Annotated in this window: 2 protein-coding genes; both read left to right on the forward strand. The window is 70.7% G+C overall.

What is annotated here, in order from left to right:
• The first annotated feature begins 3 nt into the window (after positions 1–3).
• Complete coding sequence (locus FJV41_RS49095; RefSeq protein WP_141649499.1) at positions 4–213, forward strand: hypothetical protein; 210 nt, start codon at positions 4–6, stop codon at positions 211–213.
• Between the two features lie 81 nt (positions 214–294).
• Positions 295–1,431, forward strand: a complete 1,137-nt coding sequence (locus tag FJV41_RS49100; RefSeq protein WP_141649498.1) for a phospholipase D-like domain-containing protein — start codon at positions 295–297, stop codon at positions 1,429–1,431.
• Positions 1,432–1,545 lie beyond the last annotated feature (114 nt).

Here is a 1,545-nt window from a genome sequence, read left to right on the forward strand (position 1 = left end):
CCCATGAACCTCCGTCTCCTCGTCCCCCTCCTCGCCCTCTGGTCACTCGGAGGATGCATCGTCCACCGAGACATCCACGGGCACGACTCGCATCCGCCCAAGTCGAAGAAGTCCAAGCGCAACAGCAAGGACTGTCACCCGAGCCAGTACTGGGATGGCGACGAGTGCCGCCACAAGGGCAAGGGCAAGGGCGCTCGCAAGCACGACGGGTGAAGTCCCGGCGCGTGGGGCAGGCCCGCCGTCACTGGGGGCGTGTCCCGTGCCGCCCGGGAGAGTTGTAGGGTGGGTGTGCTCATGCGCACCGAAGCCTCCGTCGTCCCGCAGCCCGTGCCTCCGCTGGCCCCGTCGTTCTCCCGGGAGCATGCGAGCGAGCACTGCACGCTGCTGGATGGGGGCGCGGAGGCGTTTCCCCGGATGCTGGAGGCCATCTCCTTCGCCCGGCACCGCATCCACCTGGAGGTCTACACCTTCGAGCGCGAGGGCGTGGGCGCGCTCTTCCTGGACGCGCTGGTGGCCGCGGCGAAGCGGGGCGTGTCGGTGAAGGTGGTGGTGGACGGCTGGGGCAGCATCGGCGCCAGCAAGTACCTCACGCAGACGCTGCTGGCCGCGGGCGCGAAGGTGCGGGTCTACAACCCGCTCACCTCGCTGTGCCTGGGCCGCTCCTGGCGCAACCACCGCAAAATCCTCCTCGTCGACGACACGGTGGCGTTCCTGGGCGGCATCAACATCGGTGATGCCTACGCGGCGCACGGCGACGTGCCCGGCTGGGCGGACCTGGCGGTGGAGCTGCGGGGGGACATCTGCCGGCAGTTGGGCGCGAAGCTGACCGCGGGCACGGCGGCGCTGACGTCCGGCGCGGTGAGTCTGTACCTGTCCGGCATCGGCGGCGGGCACCGGCTGCGCAAGCGCTACCTGTCCGCCATCGACGGGGCGAAACACGAGGTCATCCTCGCGCACGCGTACTTCCTCCCGGACACGGGCTTCGTGCGAGCGCTGACGCGGGCGGCGCGGCGGGGCGTGAAGGTGTCGCTGCTGCTCGCCGGGAGAAGCGACGTCATCTTCGCCCGCGCGGCGACGATGCGGCTGTACGGCACCTTCCTGCGCGCGGGGGTGAACATCCACGAATGGACGGCCTCCACGCTGCACGCCAAGGCGGCGGTGGTGGATGGGAAGACGCTGCTGGTGGGCAGCTTCAACCTGGACCCGCTGTCGCTCGTGAATCTGGAGACGCTGGTGGAGGCCCAGGAGCCCGGCGTGGCGGCTCAGGCGGCCCTGTGGCTGGACAAGCACGTGGCCCTGTCGCGACACGTGCAACTGGAGCAGTGCGGCCGCTCCAGCCTCCAGCGGTGGCTGCTGGACGTCGTGGGGCTGGCGGTGGCGCGCTTCGCGGAGCGCTTCGCCAGCTTCATCGGCCGACGGCGCAAGCGGTGAGGCCGTCACGCTGGCGTCACGCGAGCGCGTGAAGAGGCCCCCGCCCGGCCGCAGCCCCCCCATGTCGTGCTGCGCGAGCCGTCACGGCGCTCTACACTGTCCCACGTCCAACCA

The organism is Myxococcus llanfairpwllgwyngyllgogerychwyrndrobwllllantysiliogogogochensis (assembly GCF_006636215.1).
GTDB lineage: Bacteria > Myxococcota > Myxococcia > Myxococcales > Myxococcaceae > Myxococcus > Myxococcus llanfairpwllgwyngyllgogerychwyrndrobwllllantysiliogogogochensis.

Coding starts and splice junctions, on each gene's coding strand:
- FJV41_RS49095 (WP_141649499.1), top strand. CDS start 4: ATGAACCTCCGTCTCCTCGTCCCCCTCCTCGCCCTCTGGTCACTCGGA.
- FJV41_RS49100 (WP_141649498.1), top strand. CDS start 295: ATGCGCACCGAAGCCTCCGTCGTCCCGCAGCCCGTGCCTCCGCTGGCC.